Below are 15,427 nucleotides of genomic sequence, written 5' to 3' on the forward strand. Positions count from 1 at the left end.
CTCATTCCGATCGCGTTCAGTCTCCAGAACCGAACGCACCGCCTCCGACGCCCGAAATCGTCTTTGGCGAGACCGGACCCGGACACCTGATGTTGCGGCGGTGACACGGGTGGGAGCGGGGCTCCACTTGCCGCCCCCGATCGCTCGGAGGCTGGTCGCTCGTGGAAGGGTACCAGACGTGTCAGATGAACCCGTTCAGCAACCCCCGTATTCCCCGGACGTCCGCGACCTGGAGGACATCCCGAGCGTCGAGGTGATCAGCAGGGCGGCCGTCATGCTGCTCTCCGCCGGCGCCGAACGTCTCGGCCTCGCGGACGAGGACCCGGCCAGCTCACCGCACCGCGACCTCGACGAAGCCCGTCGCCTGATCACCGCCCTCGCCGGGCTGGTCACCGCTTCGGCAGAGTACCTCGGCCTGCACGCCGGCCCGTTGCGCGACGGCCTGCAGTCGCTGCAGAAGGCGTTCCGCGAGGCTTCGGCCGTGCCGGACGCGCCCGGGCAGGGACCGGGCGAGAAGTACACGGGCCCGGTCTACTAGCCCTCCCCGACCCCTCCGGCACGCCATGAACGGTCCTTTCCTTGCAAATTTCGCAAGGAAAGGACCGTTCCTTGCATCGACCTCTTCCCCGGACGCGCACTGAGCGGCTAACATTTCAGATGTGAGTGGGTTAGCGAAGGTACCGAGGTCCCTCCTCAGGGACGAGGCTTACGAGAACATCCGGCGGGCGATCATCGATGGGACGCTGCCGCCGGGTACGAACCTGCGCGACGGCGACCTCGCCGAGCAGCTGGGGCTTTCCCGGGCGCCGGTGCGCCAGGCCCTGCTGCGGCTCATCGAGGACGGTCTCGTCGAGTCGAAGCCACAGAGCTATACGCGCGTGGCCGGGTTCGTTCCCGACGACGTCCGTGACGCCTTGCAGCTCGTGCGCGCGCTGCACGAGTTCGCCGTCCGCGCGGGCGCGCCGCGGATGGGACCGGCGGAGGTCGCCGCGATGCGGGCGGCCAACACCCGGTTCGCCGGCGCGATCGCCGCCGGGGACATCGCGGCCGCGATCGCCGCCGACGACGAGCTCCACGACGTCCCGGTGGCCGCCGCGCGCAACCGGGCGATCGCGGCGACGCTGGCCCGCTACACCCCGCTGTTGCGACGTCTCGAATACGCCCGCTTCGGCTCCCTGCCCGCCCACCGGTCCGTCCAGCGCCACGCGGAGCTGGCCGACGCCATCGAAGCAGGCGACGTCGACGCGGCCTGCGCGATCACCGCCACGATCTGGACCGAACTCGAAGCACTCCTGGAGACGCCATGACCCTCGCCTATTTCCCCCGCTACCCGCTGCTGTTCGGCCCCTCCCCCGTCCACCCGCTCGAACGGCTCACCGCCCATCTCGGCGGCGCGCAGGTCTGGGCGAAGCGCGAGGACGTCAACTCCGGGATCGCTTTCGGCGGCAACAAGACCCGGAAGCTCGAATACCTGGTCGCCGACGCGCTGGCCCAGGGCGCGGACACGCTGATCTCGATCGGCGGCGTGCAGTCGAACCACACCCGCCAGGTCGCCGCTGCCGCCGCGCGGGCCGGGCTCAAGGCCGTACTGGTGCAGGAGAGCTGGGTCGACTGGACCGACCCGATGTACGACAAGGTCGGCAACATCCAGCTCTCCCGCATCCTCGGGGCGGACATCCGGATGGTCGAGGCCGGGTTCGGCGTCGGCTTCAAGGAGAGCTGGGAGAACGCGGTCAAGGAGATCGAAGCCGACGGCGGGAAGCCGTACGCGATCCCGGCCGGCGGTTCGGACCACCGCCTCGGCGGGCTCGGTTTCGCGAACTGGATCGTCGAGCTCGAAGCGCAGGAGGCTGAGCTCGGCGTCTTCTTCGACACGGTGGTCGTCTGCTCGGTCACCGGCAGCACGCAGGCGGGGATGGTCGCCGGGGCCGCGCTTTCCGGGAAGCCGCGGCGGATCCTGGGCGTCGACGGATCGGCGAAACCGGCCGAGACCCGGGACCAGATCACCCGTATCGCCCAGGCGACCGCCGAACTGATCGGTGCGGGCGGGATCGGCGAGGTCGAACTGGACGAGCGCTATCACGCCGGGATCTACGGCATCCCGGACGAGTCCACTTTGGACGCGATCCGGACGCTGGCGCGGCTGGAGGGCGTGCTCACCGATCCGGTGTACGAAGGCAAGTCCATGGCGGGGCTGATCGACCTCGTTTCCCGCGGCGAGATCTCGCGGGACTCGAATGTGCTCTTCGCGCATCTGGGCGGGCAGCCCGCGCTGAACGGATACACGAGCGTCCTCTAGCAGCTGCTAGGAACGGGCCGTTCCTTGCGAAATTTGCAAGGAACGGCCCGTTCATTGCACGCGCGAGGGTCAGTCCGTCACGGCCAGGACGTCGATCTCCACCAGCAGCCCGGCGGGCAGGCCGACGTACACGGTGGTGCGGGCCGGGTGCGGCGCCTCGCCGATCAGCTTGTTGTAGACCTCGTTGAACGCGCCGAAGTGGTCGACGTCGGTCAGGTAGACCCGCACCATCAGCGCGTCGGCCAGGCTCGAACCGGCGGCCTCGAGCACCGCTTCGATGTTCTTGAAGGTCTGCTCGGTCTGCTCGCCGACGGTCTCGCCGACGATGGCGCCGGTGGCCGGGTCGAAGGCGACCTGGCCGGCCACCTGCAGGATGTTGCCCTTGCGGACCGCCTGCGAGAACGCGGCCACCGGCTTCGGCGCGTTCTCCGTGCTGATCGCGGTCTTGCTCATTCCAACTTCCCCTTTCGGTTCCCCGTCCATCCACTGTGGACGGAAGCTTCTTCGGTGGCGGCGATCAGCTCCGGTACGAGCGCCATCAGGCCGTCGTAGTCGAGCAGCACCTTCGGCACCGACACCGATGCGGCGGCGAGCACCACGCCGCCAGGGCCGCGAACGGGCGCGGCGACGCAGTGGATGAAGTCCTCGTGTTCGGCGTTGTCCACCGCGTAGCCGCGGTCGGCGACGAGCGCGAGTTCCTTCTCGTAGGCCTCGGGTGTGGTGATCGTGTTCGGCGTGCGGACGAAGAAATCGATCCTCGACACCACGTCCGCCTGCTTCTCCGGCGTCATCGCCGCGACGAGCACCTTGCCGACGGCGGTGCAGTGCAACGGCGCGCGTTTCCCAATGCGGGAGTACATCCGCACCGAATGCCTGCCCTCGAACTTGTCGATGTAGACGACCTCTCCGTCCTCATAGGACGCGAGGTGCACGGTGTGCCCGGTGCGCGCGTTGAGCCCGGCGAGCGCGGACTGCGCGGTGCGGCGGACGTCGCGGTCCTCCAGTGCCTGCTGCGCGAGGTCGAAGAGAGCACTGCCCAGCCGGTAGTACCGCTGGCCTTCCCGGCGCACGAAGTGGTGTGCCTCCAGGGTGCGCAGCAGGCGCAGCACGGTCGACTTGTGCACGCCGATCTCCTCGGCGAGCTGATCCAGTGTCTTCGGCTCGCGGGCGAGGCCGCCCAGCAGCGTGAGCGCCCTGTCCAGGCTCTGGCTCATCCGCCCACCACTCCCTTGTCCGTCAGCTTGGCCGCCGACCATGCTGCCTCATCCGCCCCGAGGAGCGCTTCGACGACGGACCCGGGCAGCGGAGTGCCCACGTCGTCGTGGGTCAGCAGGGTGGCCGCGGCCTGCAGATGACCGCGGCGCAGCCGGGTCGCGGGGTCGTCGCCGCGCAGGGTGGCGGCGAGGAATCCGGCCGCGAAGGCGTCGCCGGCACCGACCGGTTCCACGACGTCGACCTGGAGCGCGGGCGAGAACAGCGGCGCCCCGTCGCCTTCGACCAACGTCACTCCGCGTGCCCCGTGCTTGACGACCAGCGTCTTCGGCCCCGGCACCGCGGCGCGCAGCCGTTCCGGGTCACCGGTCCCCCACACCCGCTCGGCCTCGTCCTCACCCGCCAGCACGATGTCGGCGCGCGCGGCCAGCCCGGCCAGCACCGACGGGTCACGCCCGGTCCACAGCGCGGGCCGGAAGTTCACGTCGAACGACACCAGCGTGTCGCCACGCGGTCGTTCCATCAGCGCCCGCACCAGGTCGAGGCAGCCGTCCGACAGCGCGGGCGTGATCCCGGACAGGTGGATGACCCGCACGCCGTCGAGATCGAGTTTCCCCAGCAATCCGGCGTCCATTCCGGACGCCGCCGAGCCCTTGCGGTAGTAGCGCACGGGGCTGCCGTCCGCACCGCTCTCCTTGACGTAGAGCCCGGTCGGGCGCGTCGGGTCGACCACGACCGCGCTGACGTCCACCCCCGCTTCACCGATCTCACGCACCAGCGCCCGGCCGAACGGATCATCGCCGACCGCGCTCACCCATGCGCTGGTGAAACCCAGTGCCGGGAGATGGCAGGCCACGTTCGATTCGGCCCCTCCGATGCTTCGCACCCATTTACGTACCTCGTCGGGCGGCCCGGGTTCGGCCGGTACGAACAAGGCCATCGACTCCCCGATGCACAAAACGTCGGGCGCGCTTGTCACCTTCACGTCTCCTAGTCGTCACGCCGTTGACCTCCAGCGGACCGGATGCTACACCTATCCCACGCAATATGCGCAACGTCCGTTGCAACATACGCAACCGAGGTGAACTTCATGTTCGAAGCCGGCACCATCGATTCCGCCGCGGTCGCGGCCGTCCGGGAGGAGCGCGTCGACTGGCGTTTCCGCTCGGTCGCGCCCTCGCTGTCCGGTCTCACGATCGGCGAAGCCGCCGCCCGCGGCGCGAAGCTGTTCGAAGACGGCTTCCTCGGGCCGTTCGTGGTGCTCGACGAAGAGGCCGTCGAGCACAACCTCCGCACGATGGCGGGCTGGTGCGCCGAACGCGGGGTCGCGCTGGCCCCGCACGGCAAGACGACGATGGCGCCGCAGCTGTTCGAGCGGCAGCTGAAGCACGGCTCGTGGGGTATCACCTGTGCGAACGCCGGTCACCTGCGGATCTACCGCGCCTTCGGCGTTTCCCGCATCCTGCTGGCGAACCAGCTGCTCGACCCGTCCGGCCTGAAGTGGCTGGCCGCCGAACTCGACGCCGACGAGGACTTCGAGTTCGTCTGCTGGGTCGACTCGGTCCGCGGTGTCGAGCTGATGACCGAAGCCCTGCGCGGGGCCCGCCGCAAGGTGGACGTACTCGTCGAGCTCGGCGCCGAGGGCGGCCGCACCGGTGTCCGCGACACCGGAACCGCACTCGCCGTCGCCGAGGCCGCGCACGCGAGCCCGGCCCTTCGCCTGCGCGGATCCGGCGGCTACGAAGGCGCGCTTTCCCACCACACCGACGAAAAGTCGCTTCAGCTGATCAGCTCCTATGTGGACGGTCTGCGCGAACTCGTCTTCGCCTTCAACGCCAAGGGCCTGCTCGACGACGCCGGCCAGATCATCGTCACCGGCGGCGGCAGCGCGTACTTCGACCGGGTCGCCGACGAGCTCACGAAGGACTGGGGCGGCCTGGACGTCCTGCCGATCCTGCGCAGCGGCGCCTACGTGACCCACGATGACGGCTTCTACCGGGTGATCTCGCCGCTGGGCGAACACCCGCGTATCGGGGGCGTCGCCTCGTTCCGGTCCGCGCTGCGCGCCTGGGCACAGGTGACGTCGAAGCCGACGGACGAACTCGCGCTGCTCACCATCGGCAAACGGGACGCCTCGTTCGACGAGGGCATGCCCGAACCTCGCCTCATCCGCAAGGGCGACGGGCCACCGTCCGCGCTCGAAGGTCATTCCATCCAGAAGATGAACGACCAGCACGCCTTTCTCACCCTGCCCGCGTCGTCACCGGTCGAGGTCGGGGACTGGATCGCCCTCGGTCTGTCCCATCCCTGCACCGTCTTCGACAAGTGGCCCCTGATCCCGGTCGTCGGCCCCGACGGCGAGACCGTGCTCGATTTCGTCCGCACCCACTTCTGATCCGTCCTCCACCGCCGCAGAGGAAGAATCACCATGGACATCGTCGTCCGCTCGGCACTGGTCGCCGACGGCACCGGAGATCCGCTCACCAGGCATGACGTGGGCATCTCCGACGGCCGTATCACCAGTGTCGCCGAACCCGGCTCGCTCGCGGGCCGCCGCACCATCGACGCCGAAGGACTCGTGCTCGCGCCCGGGTTCATCGACATGCATTCGCATTCCGACCTCCAGCTGCTCGCCAATCCGGACCACCTCGCGAAGCTCTCCCAGGGCGTCACGACCGAGGTACTCGGGCAGGACGGGCTCTCCTACGCGCCGGTGAACGACGAGGTCCTCACCGCGCTGCGCCAGCAGCTCGCCGGCTGGAACGACGATCCGGCCGGTTTCGACTGGAACTGGCGTTCCGTCGGCGAGTACCTCGACCGGCTCGACGCGGGGGTCGCGGTCAACGCGGCCTACCTGGTGCCGCAGGGCACCGTCCGCATGCTGACCGTCGGCTGGGAAGACCGGCCCGCCACCGAAGCCGAGATGAACGCGATGAAGGAACTCATCGCGACCGGGCTGGCCGAGGGCGCGATGGGCATGTCCTCGGGGCTGACCTACACGCCGGGCATGTACGCGACCACCGAAGAACTGGTCGAACTGTGCCGGGTCGTCGGGGAGAACGGCGGCTTCTACAGCCCGCACCACCGCAGCTACGGCAAGGGCGCGCTCGAAGCGTTCGGCGAGATGGTCGACGTCTCCCGCCGCTCGGGCTGCCCGTTGCACCTCGCGCACGCCACGATGAACTTCTCGGTGAACAAGGGCAAGGCGTCGAATCTGCTGGAGCTGCTCGACCGGGCGCTCGACGACGGCTGCGACATCACGCTGGACACCTACCCCTACCTTCCCGGCGCCACCTACCTTTCCGCGCTACTGCCGAGCTGGGCCACCGAGGGCGGGCTCGACGCCACGCTTGCCCGGCTGTCCGATGTGGACACCCGCGAGCGCATCCGCGCCGAGATCGAGGAGACCGGCTCCGACGGCGCCCACGGGGTGCCGATCGACTGGGAGGCCATCGAGATCAACGGCGTCCGCCGCGACGAGAACTCCCACCTCGTCGGGCATTCCGTCGCCGCTTCGGCGCAGCGGGCCGGGAAACCCGCCGCGGAGCTGTATTTCGACGTCCTGCTCTCGGAAAAGCTCGGGACGTCCTGCCTGATGCACGTCGGGCACGAGGAGAACGTCCAGGCGATCATGCGCCACCGCACGCACACCGGCGGCAGCGACGGGCTGCTCGTCGGCGCGCGGCCGCATCCCCGCGCCTGGGGCACCTTCCCGCGTTACCTCGCGCGCTACGTCCGCGAACTCGGCGTCCTCGAACTCGCGGAATGCGTCGCCCATCTCACCGGCCGCGCGGCGGACCGCCTGCGCCTGACCGACCGGGGTCTCGTCCGCGCCGGATACGCGGCGGATCTCGTGCTGTTCGACCCGGAAACCGTCGCCGACACCGCCACGTTCGACGAGCCGCGGCAGCAGGCCGCCGGAATCCCCTATGTCTTCGTCAACGGTGTCGCCGCCATCGACGATGGTCAACCGACCGGCGCCCTCGCCGGCCATTCACTGCGGAACCCCGGGAGTGCCCGATGATCGACTGGCTCCAACATTCGACGGGCGGTCTCCTGACCCTCGCCGCCGTCTCGATCGCGGTGTTGTTGTTCCTCATCATCAAGGTCAAGCTCGAACCCTTCATCGCGCTGATCGTGGTCGGCCTGCTGACCGCGCTGGCCGCGGGCCTGCCGGTCGTCCAGATCGTCGGATCCGCGCAGAAGGCCTCGGATTCCTTGCTGGAGAAGGGTTTCGGCGGAATCCTCGGCCATATCGCCGCGATCATCGGACTCGGCACGATCCTCGGGTCCATTTTGGAGCGTTCGGGCGGGGCGAAGGTGCTCACCAGCGCGCTGCTGCGCGCCATCGGTGAGAAGCGGGCGCCGCTGGCGATGGGTCTCGCGGGGTTCGTCTTCGGCATCCCGGTCTTCTTCGACATCGGCATCTTCGTGCTGGCGCCGCTGGTCTACGTCGCCGCCAAACAGGGCGGCCGTTCGCTCGTGCTGTACGCGTTGCCGTTGCTCGCCGGTCTTTCCATCACCCACGCGTTCCTCCCGCCGCACCCCGGCCCGGTGGCCGCGGCCGGTCTGCTGCACGTGGAACTGGGCTGGATCATCCTGATGGGCCTGGTCTGCGGTATCCCCGCGTTCCTCGTCGGCGGTGTGCTGTATTCGACCTGGATCGGCAAGCGGGTCGACGTGGCCGTTCCCGCGGAATTCCTGGTCGCGGAGGAAGAAGGCGAAAAGGAGACGAACCCGCCGTCGCTCGGGCTGGTACTGGGGATCATCGCGGTCCCGTTGGTGCTGATCCTCGCCGGCACCTTCGGCAGCATCTGGCTTCCCAAGGCCTCCGCGGCCGCCGGTGTCGCCGCGTTCATCGGTACCCCGGCGGTCGCGCTGACGGTCTCGGTGCTGCTCGCGTCCTGGCTGCTGGGCCTGCGCCGCGGCTTGACGGGCAAGGATTTGAGCGAGCTTTCGGCGAAGTCGCTGCGTCCGGTCGCGATGATCCTGCTGGTGGTCGGCGCCGGAGCGTTCTTCGGCGCCGTGCTGTCCGCCACCGGAATCGGCAAGGCGGTCGCGGGATCGCTGGACAACGCCGGTCTCCCGGTCATCCTCGCCGCCTATGTCATCAGCTGCGGTATGCGCATCGCACAGGGTTCGGCGACGGTCGCGATCGTGACCACGAGCGGCATCGTCGCACCGACGGTGGCCACGCTGGGCTACTCGCAGATGCAGCTCGCGCTGCTGGTCGTCGCGATTTCGGCGGGCTCGATCATCGCCTCCCACGTGAACGACGGCGGTTTCTGGATCATCTCGCGGTACTTCAACCTGACCGTGCCGGAGACCCTGAAAACCTGGACCGTACTGGAAACCGTCCTTTCCGTTTCCGGTTTCGGCGTGGCAGCATTGCTCATGGCAGTGGTTTAAACCACCCGACAGCTGGGAGAGATCACGATGACCGGACTCGATCGACGCACGTTCCTCGGCGCCGTCGGAGCGGCTGGACTCACCACCGTTCTCGGTTCCCACCTCGCGAACGCCTCCGAACAGACCTGCGAACCGAAGGGAACCGGGGCCATCTACGTCAGCAGCTACACCAGTTCCGGGCACGGGCTCGATGTCGCTCACCGGGACGCGGGCACGAACGCCGTGGTCGTCGACCGCACGATTCCGGGAGTGAGCAACGCTTCCTGGTTCGACCTCAGCGCCGACCGCAAGACGCTGTATGTGACCAATGAGGACGAGAACGGGCAGATCTCCGCGTTCAGCCTGGCCGATCCGACGAAACCCAAGCTGCTCAACAAGAAGCCGGCCAAGGGAAAGCACCCGACCCATCTGAGTGTCCACTCGAGCCAGAAGTACGTGCTGGCGGCGAACTACAGCAGCGGCAGTGTCGTCGTCCTCCCGATCCTCGCGGGCGGGAAGCTCGGCGACGTCGTCGATCTGGCGCAGCACAAGGGCGCCGAACGGGACGCGCACGCACACCAGGTGGTCAACGATCCCACCGGGAAGTGGGTGCTCGCGGTCGACCTCGGCGCGGATTCGGTCTATGTCTACAAACTCGACATCCCGACCGGGAAGCTGAAGCTGAACCAGCAGCTGAAGCTCCCGTCCGGCGCCGGGCCCCGCCACCTCGCGTTCCACCCGAACGGCAAGTACGCCTACATCCTCGGTGAACTGCGGGCCGAGGTCACCGTCGCGGGGTGGAACCCGGCCACCGGGAAACTGACCGCCGGACAGGTCGTCCCGGCCGTTCCGGCTGGTACGCCCGGCGCGCAGTACCCGGGCGAGATCACCACGTCCAAGGACGGGAAGTTCGTCTACGCCTCCGTGCGCGGCTCGGACACGATCGCGTCGTTCGGTGTCAGCGAGGACGGAAAGTCCTTGAAGCTGCTGGACAACACGCCCGTCGGCGGCGTCTATCCACGCCACATCACGCTCGACCCGACCGAGCGCTGGTTCTACGTATCGAGCGACAAGTCCGGCACGCTCAGTTGGCTGCCGCGCGATCCCGGTACCGGCCTCCCCGGGGCCGTCGCCGGGAAACTGGCGCTCCCGCAAGTCAATTCCGTCTTTTTCGCATAAGGAGAAACTCCCATGAGAACTCGCGTCCTCATCGCGGGCCTCGCGGCGGTCGGCCTCGTCGCGGGCTGCGCACCGGCCCAGAACACCCCGGCCGCGAGCGGCGGTGACGAGAAATCCGGCACGGTCCGGGTTTGGCTGTTCGACGAAGCCAACCGCGCGCCCAAGGAGGCCGCCGTCAAGGAAGCGATCGCCGAGTTCAAGGCGGCGCATTCCGGCGTCGAGGTCGACGTCCAGTGGATCCCGGTGGAAGGCCGTGCCGACAAGTTCTCCGGCGCCTTCAACGACCCGGCCAGCGCGCCGGACGTCGCCGAGTTCGGCAACACCGACGTCTCCAGCTACGCCGCCACGGGCGCGCTGGCCGACCTGACCGGCGATCTGTCGTCGTGGAAGGAAGGCGCCGACATCCTGCCCGCGGTCTTGGAGACCGCGAAGTCCGGCGGCAAGACCTATGGGCTCCCCTGGTTCACCGGTATCCGCGCTTTGTACTACCGGACGGACATCTTCGCCGAACTCGGCCTCAAGCCGCCGGCCACGCTGGCGGAGCTGACCGAAACCGCGAAGACGATCCGCGCCAAGAAGCCCGAGCTGTACGGCATCTCCGTCGGCGGCAAGTACACCTACGCGATGCTCCCGTTCCTGTGGGCGCACGGTGGCGAGATCGCCAAGCAGGACGGCGGCAAGTGGAAGTCCACTGTGGACTCCGAGCAGGCCAAGGCGGGCGTCGCGGCGTACTCGAACCTGCTGAAGGCGGACATCTGCCCGCCGGAGCAGTGCGCCAACCTCACCGGGACACAGAGCATCACGGCGTTCGCCGGTGGCAAGGCCGGGATGTCGATCGGCGGTGACTTCAACCGCAAGGCGGTCGAGGCGGGCCAGGTGAAGGGCAAGTACGCGATCATCCCGCTCCCGGGTACCGAGGCGGGCAAGATCGCCCCGGCGTTCGCGGGCGGCAACCTGCTCGGCGTGTTCAACGCGACCAAGCGCAAGAGCCTCGCGGTCGAGTTCACCGAGCTGCTCGGTGGCGCCAAGTACCAGGAGAAGATGTACGTGGCGATGGGCAACCTGCCCACGCTCGGCAGCGTCCAGCAGAAGCTCGCCGCGAGCGACCCGTCGGTCAAGCCCTTCGTCGACACGCTCACCGCGGGCACGAAATTCGTCCCCGCCACCGCGGCGTGGTCGAAGATCGACGCGCAGAACGTGCTGCCCACCGCGATCCAGCAGATCGCGACCGGCGGCAAGGACCCCGCTACCGCGCTGACCGCCGCGGCCGCCGAGATGAACAAGGCGTTCGGCTAAGTGGTCACCAAGGAAATCCCCCGCACCACGGCTCCGGCCGTCCCGGCACGGCGGTCGCCCCGCCGTCGCCGGGACGGGCGGGCCGCCCTGCTCTACCTGGCTCCCGGTGGCGTCCTGCTGCTCGCGATGCTGGTGTACCCGATCTACCAGCTCGTCCTGATCTCGTTCTACGACTACGGCCAGCCGCAGGCGGTCGGCAACGCGCCGCTGGTGTTCCTCGGTTTCGGCAACTACGTCGAACTGCTGGAGAACCTCCAGTTCTGGGAGGTGCTGGCCAAAACCCTCGGGTTCACCGCGGTCTGCGTCGTCGGAAGCCTCGCCCTCGGGACCGGGCTCGCCGTGCTGGCGACCCGGGTCCGCGCCTGGGCGCGTGTTCCGCTGTTCCTGGCGGCACTGGCGGCGTGGGCGACGCCGGCCATGGCAGGCTCGTACGTCTGGCTGTTCCTGTTCGACGCGGACTTCGGCCTGGTGAACGAGGTGCTGTCGGGCCTCGGGTTCACCGGGATGGCGAACCACTCCTGGACCTTCGACACCTACGGCACGTTCGGCCTGGTGGCCGCCGAGGTCATCTGGTGCTCGTTCCCGTTCGTCATGGTGACGATGTACGCGGGGCTCAAGGGGGTGCCGGAAGAGGTCATCGAGGCCGCGTATCTCGACGGCGCGTCGACCTGGCGCACCACGTGGTCGATCACGCTGCCGATGGTGCGGCCGCTACTGACCATCGCCACGATTCAGTCGATCATCTGGGACTTCAAGATCTTCACCCAGATCTACGTGATGACCAACGGCGGCGGCGTGGCCGGGCGCAACCTCGTGCTCAACGTCTTCGCCTATCAACAGGCCTTCGCCGGACAGGAATACGGTCTCGGCGCGGCGCTCGGAGTCGTGATGACCTTGCTGCTGCTGTCCATCACCGGGTTGTACGTCCGGTCGCAACGCCGGAGCGCCGGATGGGTGTGACGACGGCTCCGAAGACCCGCCGGGTCAAGCGCCCTGGCAGGCTGATCGCCGAGATCGTCTGCGTGGTGATCGCGGGGATGGTCGCGTTCCCCGTGTACTGGATGGTGCTTTCGGCGTTCAAGCCCACCGGGCAGATCCAGGCCGAGAACCCCCGGCCCTGGACGCTCACACCGACCCTCGAACACTTCGAGCGGGTGCTCAGCGGTGAGGGTTTCGCGCTGTTCTTCCTGAACAGCGTGATCGTGGCGGTCGTGGTGGTGGCGTTGTCGCTGCTGCTTTCGTTCCTCTCGGCGGTCGCGCTGACGCGGTTCAACTTCAAGGGCAGGACCGTACTGCTGGTGATGGTGCTGGTGGCGCAGATGGTGCCGGTCGAGGCGCTGACCATTCCGCTGTTCTTCCTGATGCGGTCGGTCGGCGACGTCGCGCCGGCGTTCGGCACCAACCATCTCGGCTCGCTGATCCTGGTGCACCTGGCGTTCAGCCTGCCGTTCGCGATCTGGATGCTGCGCGGCTTCGTCGCCGCGGTGCCGCAGGAGCTGGAAGAGGCGTCGAAGATCGACGGGGCGAGCCGCATGCGGTTCACCTGGCAGATCCTCTTCCCGCTGGTGGCGCCCGGTCTGGTGGCGATCAGCGTGCTGGCGTTCATCCACGCGTGGAACGACTTCCTGTTCGCGAAGACGTTCATCATCTCCAACACCGAGAACCAGACGCTCCCGCTGGCGATCCTGGTGTTCTTCAAACCGGAGGACACCGACTGGGGCGCGGTGATGGCGGGCTCGACCCTGATGACCATCCCGGTGCTGGTGTTCTTCATCCTCGTGCAACGACGACTCGTGTCCGTCATGGGCGGCGCGGTGAAGGGTTGACATGCCTGGCTTCGAAAGTCTGCTCCCCCGTCCCGTCTCGGTGGAACCCTTGCCGGGACACTGTTCCATACCGTCCGAAGTGGACGTTCGCCGCGATGCCGCGTTGCCGGCCGAGGGCTACCGGCTGGAGATCGACCCGGCGGGCGTGACCCTGCACGCGGCCGACGCGGCGGGCGAGTTCTACGGCCGCCAGACGCTCCGGCAGCTCATCGGGCCGGACGCGTTCCGGGCCGCCTCCATCCACAGTGGACCGGCGACGATCCCGTGCGGCGTGGTGACCGATCACCCGCGGTTCGGCTGGCGCGGCTGTTTACTGGACGTGGCAAGGCATTTCCGCACCAAGGCCGAGGTGCTGCGGTTCATCGACCTGATCGCCGCGCACAAGCTCAACGTGCTCAACCTGCATCTGACCGACGACCAGGGCTGGCGGATCGAGATCCCCGAGTTCCCCAAGCTGACCGAGGTCGGCGGGTGGCGGAAGTCGTCGATGGTCGGACGGCACGACGGGCCGGAGCGCGACGGGCGGCCGCACGGCGGGTTCTACTCGGCCGATGATCTCCGCGAGATCGTCGCGTACGCCGCCGCGCGGTCGGTGACGGTCGTCCCGGAGGTCGACATCCCCGGCCACGCCAGGGCCGCGATCACCGCCTATCCCGAACTCGGGCCGGAGACCGACGAACCGTGGGAGGTCTGGACGAGCTGGGGTATCAGCACGTCACTGCTGAACACGAAGAAGTCCACTGTGGACTTCTTCAAACGCGTCTTCGACCACGTGCTGGACATCTTCCCGTCCGAGGTCATCGCGCTCGGTGGCGACGAGGTGCCCGGTGCGACCGAGGAGCACGGCTGGTTCGTCCGCGAGATCGCGCGGCACCTCGTCGAACGAGGACGTCGTCCGCTCGGCTGGGACGAGGTGCTCGAAGCGGGCGATCTGCCGCCGATGATCATCGGCTCGTGGCAGAGCGAGGCGGCCGGTGCCCGCGCGGCGGCCGCCGGGCACGACGTCGTCATGTGCCCGGAGGACCACGTGTACCTGGACCACCGGCAGTCCGATCACCCCGACGAACCGATCCCCGTTGGCTACCTGAGCACACTGGAGAGCTTCTACGGCTACGAGCCGGTGCCCGCCGATTACCCCGAGGGGAAGGCGATTCTCGGCGCGCAGGCGCAGGTGTGGTCGGAGCACCTCGACACCATGCGGCGGGTGGACTACGTCGTCTTCCCGCGTCTGTGCGCTTTCGCCGAGGTGGCGTGGAGCGACCCGGACGGACGGGATTACGCGGAGTTCCTGCCGCGTCTGCGGGACCATCACCTGCCACGGCTGGACGCGCTGGGCGTCGAATACCGGCCGCTCGACGGGCCTCACCCCTGGCAGACCCGGCCTGGAGTCCCCGGGCGGCCTCGCTAGAAGTCAGGCCATGATGGGGTGATGAGTGATCAGTGGGTCGAGGCCTCCCAGCTTCCTGAAGAACTCGTCGCCCTCATCGACACCCTCCGCCCCGGCGAGGAGGTGACCATCACCAGGAACGGCGAGACGATCGGGACGATTTCCGGCGCTGTCCAAGAAGAACCGGCGCCTGCGACGGACTCCGAGGACATCACGGTCGTGGCCACCGCCATGAAGCTCTCGGCGTCGGCGAGGGATTCGTTGTCCGAGCGGCTCGGCCCCGGGTATCTCGTCCTGGACCTGCACTCGGCGCCCCCGACCGTCGATGTCCTGCTGGTACCGCCCGCCAGCCCGCAATTGATCGGCAACTTCCGCGCGCTGTACCCGAAGGCGCGGATCGTGATCACGGAGATCGAAGACGCCGAACTCGGCGTCAAATACGAGGGGCCGGTCCGGCGGCTGCTCGACGCCGGTGCCGAGGCGTACCTGCCGTCGAGCACGATCCCGAGGCTGGCGGAGCAGCTGGACCGGACCATGACGCGGCTGAACCAGCTCACCGACGGCACATCGGCTTCCCTGACCATCGAAGCGCCGCGGGACGACCGCGTCCTCGACTGACGTGCGGCTTGATCGCGGGCCAGGTACATGAAGGCCTCCTTGAGGGACTCTGGGTCCCTCAAGGAGGCCTTCACGGACACGATGATCGCCACATACGCCCCATGAGTACCAGCAGTCACAGCGGCCGCGCGTGAAGGACCCCATCCCTCGGCTCAGCCGAGGAAACTCGACCTTCACACCTTCCCCAGTACATGAAGGCCCCCATCCTTGCGCCTAAGTACA

At 68.3% G+C, this 15,427-nt stretch carries 15 protein-coding genes; 12 read left to right on the plus strand and 3 right to left on the minus strand.

Annotated features, from left to right (window positions below; all coding sequences use genetic code 11):
* Positions 1 to 178 precede the first annotated feature (178 nt).
* From ACIBTM_RS45995 to ACIBTM_RS46005, 3 genes are all read left to right on the plus strand, one after another.
* Positions 179 to 538 (plus strand): DUF1844 domain-containing protein, encoded by a 360-nt coding sequence (locus ACIBTM_RS45995; RefSeq protein WP_005163289.1) that lies wholly within the window; start codon positions 179 to 181, stop codon positions 536 to 538.
* A 121-nt stretch (positions 539 to 659) separates the two neighbouring features.
* Positions 660 to 1,307: a GntR family transcriptional regulator gene (locus ACIBTM_RS46000; protein WP_395883413.1), complete on the plus strand. Its 648-nt coding sequence runs from the start codon at positions 660 to 662 to the stop codon at positions 1,305 to 1,307.
* Positions 1,304 to 2,299 carry a 1-aminocyclopropane-1-carboxylate deaminase gene (locus ACIBTM_RS46005; RefSeq protein ID WP_395883414.1) on the plus strand — a complete coding sequence of 332 codons (996 nt, stop codon included), beginning with the start codon at positions 1,304 to 1,306 and terminating at the stop codon, positions 2,297 to 2,299. Before ACIBTM_RS46000 ends, ACIBTM_RS46005 begins: the two co-directional genes overlap by 4 nt.
* Before the next feature lie 69 nt (positions 2,300 to 2,368).
* On the opposite strand, the gene ACIBTM_RS46010 is transcribed toward ACIBTM_RS46005, so the two are convergent.
* From ACIBTM_RS46010 to ACIBTM_RS46020, 3 genes are read right to left on the minus strand one after another with little or no spacing between them, the layout of a single operon-like run.
* Positions 2,369 to 2,752, minus strand: coding sequence for a RidA family protein (locus tag ACIBTM_RS46010; protein ID WP_007028047.1), 384 nt, complete (start codon positions 2,750 to 2,752; stop codon positions 2,369 to 2,371).
* Complete coding sequence (locus tag ACIBTM_RS46015; RefSeq protein WP_072026456.1) at positions 2,749 to 3,513, minus strand: IclR family transcriptional regulator; 765 nt, start codon at positions 3,511 to 3,513, stop codon at positions 2,749 to 2,751. The genes ACIBTM_RS46010 and ACIBTM_RS46015 overlap by 4 nt, the downstream gene beginning before the upstream one ends.
* Positions 3,510 to 4,451, minus strand: coding sequence for a sugar kinase (locus tag ACIBTM_RS46020; protein WP_395883424.1), 942 nt, complete (start codon positions 4,449 to 4,451; stop codon positions 3,510 to 3,512). Before ACIBTM_RS46020 ends, ACIBTM_RS46015 begins: the two co-directional genes overlap by 4 nt.
* Before the next feature lie 150 nt (positions 4,452 to 4,601).
* Here ACIBTM_RS46020 and ACIBTM_RS46025 point away from each other — a divergent pair, with 150 nt between their 5' ends.
* From ACIBTM_RS46025 to ACIBTM_RS46065, 9 genes are read left to right on the plus strand one after another with little or no spacing between them, the layout of a single operon-like run.
* Entirely contained in the window at positions 4,602 to 5,906 is a 1,305-nt protein-coding gene (locus tag ACIBTM_RS46025) for an amino acid deaminase (RefSeq protein ID WP_395883415.1), read from the plus strand.
* A 33-nt stretch (positions 5,907 to 5,939) separates the two neighbouring features.
* Complete coding sequence (locus tag ACIBTM_RS46030; RefSeq protein WP_395883416.1) at positions 5,940 to 7,535, plus strand: amidohydrolase family protein; 1,596 nt, start codon at positions 5,940 to 5,942, stop codon at positions 7,533 to 7,535.
* Positions 7,532 to 8,920 (plus strand): GntP family permease, encoded by a 1,389-nt coding sequence (locus ACIBTM_RS46035; RefSeq protein WP_395883417.1) that lies wholly within the window; start codon positions 7,532 to 7,534, stop codon positions 8,918 to 8,920. The genes ACIBTM_RS46030 and ACIBTM_RS46035 overlap by 4 nt, the downstream gene beginning before the upstream one ends.
* Positions 8,921 to 8,947: 27 nt before the next feature.
* Entirely contained in the window at positions 8,948 to 10,078 is a 1,131-nt protein-coding gene (locus ACIBTM_RS46040) for a lactonase family protein (protein WP_395883418.1), read from the plus strand.
* Between the two features lie 12 nt (positions 10,079 to 10,090).
* On the plus strand, positions 10,091 to 11,374 hold the full coding sequence (locus ACIBTM_RS46045) for an extracellular solute-binding protein (RefSeq protein ID WP_395883419.1): 1,284 nt from the start codon (positions 10,091 to 10,093) through the stop codon (positions 11,372 to 11,374).
* Entirely contained in the window at positions 11,375 to 12,334 is a 960-nt protein-coding gene (locus ACIBTM_RS46050) for a carbohydrate ABC transporter permease (protein WP_395883420.1), read from the plus strand.
* A complete protein-coding gene (locus ACIBTM_RS46055; RefSeq protein WP_037345608.1) occupies positions 12,325 to 13,200 on the plus strand; it encodes a carbohydrate ABC transporter permease in 876 nt (291 codons plus the stop codon). Before ACIBTM_RS46050 ends, ACIBTM_RS46055 begins: the two co-directional genes overlap by 10 nt.
* Before the next feature lies 1 nt (position 13,201).
* Positions 13,202 to 14,608 carry a beta-N-acetylhexosaminidase gene (locus ACIBTM_RS46060; protein WP_395883421.1) on the plus strand — a complete coding sequence of 469 codons (1,407 nt, stop codon included), beginning with the start codon at positions 13,202 to 13,204 and terminating at the stop codon, positions 14,606 to 14,608.
* Between the two features lie 21 nt (positions 14,609 to 14,629).
* Positions 14,630 to 15,205 carry a hypothetical protein gene (locus ACIBTM_RS46065; RefSeq protein WP_395883422.1) on the plus strand — a complete coding sequence of 192 codons (576 nt, stop codon included), beginning with the start codon at positions 14,630 to 14,632 and terminating at the stop codon, positions 15,203 to 15,205.
* The last annotated feature ends 222 nt before the right edge of the window (positions 15,206 to 15,427 follow it).

Source organism: Amycolatopsis sp. NPDC049868, assembly GCF_044461365.1.
Classification (GTDB): Bacteria; Actinomycetota; Actinomycetes; order Mycobacteriales; family Pseudonocardiaceae; genus Amycolatopsis.